The organism is Paenibacillus sp. 01T422 (assembly GCF_056398785.1).
On the sequence record NZ_JBFTQB010000698.1, the window covers coordinates 1 to 3510 of the forward strand.

At 47.7% G+C, this 3510-nt stretch carries 3 protein-coding genes and 3 pseudogenes; 5 read left to right on the forward strand and 1 reads right to left on the reverse strand.

Annotated elements, in window-relative coordinates; translation table 11 throughout:
• Positions 1–273, forward strand: a pseudogene (locus tag AC1DUA_RS29175) (hypothetical protein); the annotation flags it as partial.
• A gap of 68 nt (positions 274–341) precedes the next feature.
• Here AC1DUA_RS29175 and AC1DUA_RS29180 read toward each other — a convergent pair.
• Positions 342–1631 carry a LysM peptidoglycan-binding domain-containing protein gene (locus AC1DUA_RS29180; RefSeq protein WP_477503087.1) on the reverse strand — a complete coding sequence of 430 codons (1290 nt, stop codon included), beginning with the start codon at positions 1629–1631 and terminating at the stop codon, positions 342–344.
• Positions 1632–1819: 188 nt separating this feature from the next.
• On the opposite strand from AC1DUA_RS29180, the gene AC1DUA_RS29185 reads away from it, so the two are divergent.
• From AC1DUA_RS29185 to AC1DUA_RS29200, 4 genes and pseudogenes are all read left to right on the forward strand, one after another.
• Complete coding sequence (locus tag AC1DUA_RS29185) at positions 1820–2593, forward strand: hypothetical protein (protein ID WP_477503088.1); 774 nt, start codon at positions 1820–1822, stop codon at positions 2591–2593.
• Positions 2594–2603: 10 nt separating this feature from the next.
• The gene (locus tag AC1DUA_RS29190) at positions 2604–3059 is read left to right on the forward strand and encodes a hypothetical protein (RefSeq protein ID WP_477503089.1); all 456 of its coding nucleotides are present in this window, start codon (positions 2604–2606) and stop codon (positions 3057–3059) included.
• A gap of 110 nt (positions 3060–3169) precedes the next feature.
• Positions 3170–3379, forward strand: a pseudogene (locus AC1DUA_RS29195) (YiaA/YiaB family inner membrane protein); the annotation flags it as partial.
• Positions 3380–3454: 75 nt separating this feature from the next.
• Positions 3455–3510 (forward strand): annotated as a pseudogene (locus AC1DUA_RS29200) (YiaA/YiaB family inner membrane protein); the annotation flags it as partial.

The following is a 3510-nucleotide window of genomic DNA, read 5'->3' on the forward strand; positions in this document are numbered from 1 at the left end:
CTATTGTCCATGAAAGAAGCATTTGGCGGGGTCTTAATGAAAGTGGAGGATGTGAGCGCAGCGATCGCTCAAGTAACGACACGCAGCGACGAAGTCGTCACGCATATGGAGCGCGTTACGGAGTCCGCGAATATAGGGGCGGCTGCGAGTCAGGATTCAGCAGCAGCTAATGAAGAACAGCTCGCCATGATGGAGGAGTTCTCCACCTCCTCCAGGATGTTGTCCGACATGGCAGGGCAGCTTCAAGAAGCGGTTGACCGTTTCCGTGTATAAACGAGCTTAACAAAAAAGGATAGAGTCGTCAGGAGCCTTCTGACACTCTATCCTTTTTGTTATGTTCATTAAGCACGTTTGACGACTTTGAAATTTTCCTCCAGCAGCAGCCAGTTTTGCGGGAATCTAAGTCCCAGCTTCCAATAACTGATGCCGCGTAAGCCAAGCTCTTTCAGCAAGCGGAACTTTGCCTGAATGGAGCGGGCATCTTCAAACCAGACCGTATGCTCTTTACCAGCATCATCCCAATAATTGAAGTGAGGAGCTTGCGCTGTGTAATCGTATAAGATTTGGGCGTTATACTTGCGAGCCAAATCAATCGCTGCTTGCGGGGAGACCGCTTTGGCGAACGGGCCGCCTTTCACGAAAGGCAACGTCCAGTCATAACCGTACAAGTTCTGGCCCATCATCACTTTGGACGCCGGCATTTCACTTATGGCATACTCGAGCACTTTGCGCACGGGACCGATAGGGGAGACTGCCATAGGTGGACCTCCGCTGTAGCCCCATTCGTACGTCATAATAATGACGAAGTCCGCGATTTGGCCGTGCGCCCTGTAGTCGTGAGCAGAGTACCACTCTCCGGCTTGAGTTGCGCTTGTTTTGGGCGCGAGGGCTGTGGACATCAAGTAGCCTTGTTGATGAATTTGATCCGCTGCTTTCCGCAGGAAGCGGTTATATGCATCGCGATCATCCGGATAGAGATGCTCGATATCGAAATGAATATCTTTGAAGCCAAGCTCCTTAGCCGTGGATAAAATAGTTTGGAGCAAGTGGTTCTGAACGGTTTCGTCCGTGAGAATGATATGCCCGAGCTCCGCGCTGAACTGATCATTCTCCAGATTGGTCACAACCATCATCAGCGTGGCCCCATTCTGTGAAGCGATTCCCCCTAGATCGTCGAGAGGAGGAGCTTGCAAGGTGCCATCCCGCTTAATGCGGAAGGAGAAAGGGGCTAAGTAGGTAAGGTGGGGAGTTGCTTCCCTAGCGGCTTGAATCAGGGCGGGTGACACTTCGTTCCCCCTTGGTTCCAAGTACGCATTTACTTCCGCTTGCGTGCGGGGAGTTGGCGGAATATAGAGTCGGAAGCCAACGGGTAAAGGCTGGTACAAGGTGAGTCCATTGATAGATGCGAGCTCGTGGAGGTCAAGACCGAGCTTATGAGCAATCGAATAAAGGCTTTCGCCGGGCTGCACCCAATAGTACGAGCCTACGATTGGAATGACCAATGCCTGTCCGATGACCAGTGTTTGGCTGGGCGTCATCTCATTGGCTGCTGCAATCGTATCCACGGACACACCGTATGTTTGCGAAATGCGATATAACGTCTGTCCTCTTTGGACAACGTGGATTTGCATGGGGATTCCTCACTTTCATTCGTAAGCAAGGAACCATATCCGAGCCTACTTTTTTCTTTACCATATTCCAAGTGAGGCAGGTGGGTGTATGTCTACCCGCAAACAATTGTCGAAAACGGATGCATATCTTGCTCACTAGCGAAGATAATAGAATAACTGGAAACTTATTCTTCATAAGGATGCTGCGCATGCCACAGAAACCCCGCCGTCAAATTGCTTTTGTCAGTTTATTAGGCATTACCCAGCTGCATTTGCGGAATCCCTATATCATTGCTTGGTGGTCTGCGGCTTTTCCAGGCTTCGGACATTTGCTGCTATCCAAGTACTTTCGCGGCTTTATGCTGATTGGTTGGGAGATGCTCATTAACAGTCAGATGCATTTGAACGAAGCTATTGTGTATACCTTTACAGGGCAATTCGAGGAAGCCAATGAGGTGCTGAACATCCGATGGATGTCCCTGTATGCACCTGTTTATTTATTCTCCATATATGATACTTATCGCACCGCTATAGATATGAACCATCAATATTTACTGGCTAGACGCGAAAACGCACCGATCGACCCCTTCAAAATGTCTGGCATGGAAATAAACTATTTAGATAAACGCTCCCCTTGGCTGGCGATTGTCTGGTCGCTTTTGATGCCGGGGATGGGGCAGCTGTATACGCATCGTATCATTAATGCATTCTTTGTTCTTGGGAACTGGATCCTTGTCTCCTATTGGTCTCATTTACTTGAAGGAATTCATTATCTTTTGTATTGGGACCTATCTAGAGCGGGCAGTGTTCTACACATGCATTGGATTCTTTTTCTACCTTCCATTTATGGGTTTGCTGTTTACGATGCTTACGTGAATACGGTCGAGTACAACAAGCTATTTGATCATGAACAGGCCGTCATGTTAAAAAATGGCTACCAGCCTGGGCAATTTTCATTTCCTAAATCACCGCTACGAAAATGAGGAGGATACCATGCATGTCATAGCGTCATTTGAACATTCAATTTATTTGGAGCTGGCGATAACGGCTGTTGAAGAAGCGGGTATTCTCAAGGAAAATATTTATGCGGTCCCACTTCAGGAAAGACCAAGCAAGCCGAGGATGTTCGACAACATCCATGGTTCGGACGGTATTAGTTTATTCGATGCGGGTGCAGCCTTGGCAACAGCTTTCACGGTTATAGGCTCTACATATGGTTTTGTGTTAAAAGGAGGAGCAATTCTCTGGGGTCTTATTGGCGCAGCAGTGGGGTTCATGTTAGGGGTCCTTATTGATATTTTGCATAAAAAGAAGAAAGGGGTGAAAAATACAGCGCCGGGCAAGAAGACCGAAGTGGTCGTCCTCGTCAACTGCACCAAGGAGGAAGCTAAGTACATTCAGACGATGTTTTGGGAACATATGGCGTTAGGTGTGGCCGTTTGCGATTAATGGGTACTATTGGTAAATAGTACTATTTGGAATGTTTGCATTCTCTTATAATAAGTATCAAGAGCAAGATACTAAACGGTTGCAGCAGCGGCCACGGGGGGATTCCAAAGATGATACAGAGTACTCGCAAACGGAATACAACGGCATTTACTTTTATGGCATGGGCATCTTATATTGGCGCTTTTCTGGCCATGTTTATCGGTATATACACGCTAGAGGAATCACTAAGTGTAAAAGGTTACTTTGCCGTATGCGCCTTATTCCTGACGATGTCGGCGTTTGTTCTGCAGAAAGTCATCCGCGATAATTTAGAAGACAGCTACGATTCCCGGAAACGCAACACATCGGCATTCACTTTCTTGGCCTGGAGCTCCTTCGCACTTGCGCTGCTGGGCATGTTCATTGGCATCATTAATCTCGAACAACTTCTTTCCGTCAAAGGGTATTATGC

Bases quoted from the DNA above. Each gene is read 5' to 3' on its own strand.
- AC1DUA_RS29180 (WP_477503087.1), bottom strand. From the start codon at position 1,631: ATGCAAATCCACGTTGTCCAAAGAGGACAGACGTTATATCGCATTTCG.
- AC1DUA_RS29185 (WP_477503088.1), top strand. From the start codon at position 1,820: ATGCCACAGAAACCCCGCCGTCAAATTGCTTTTGTCAGTTTATTAGGC.
- AC1DUA_RS29190 (WP_477503089.1), top strand. From the start codon at position 2,604: ATGCATGTCATAGCGTCATTTGAACATTCAATTTATTTGGAGCTGGCG.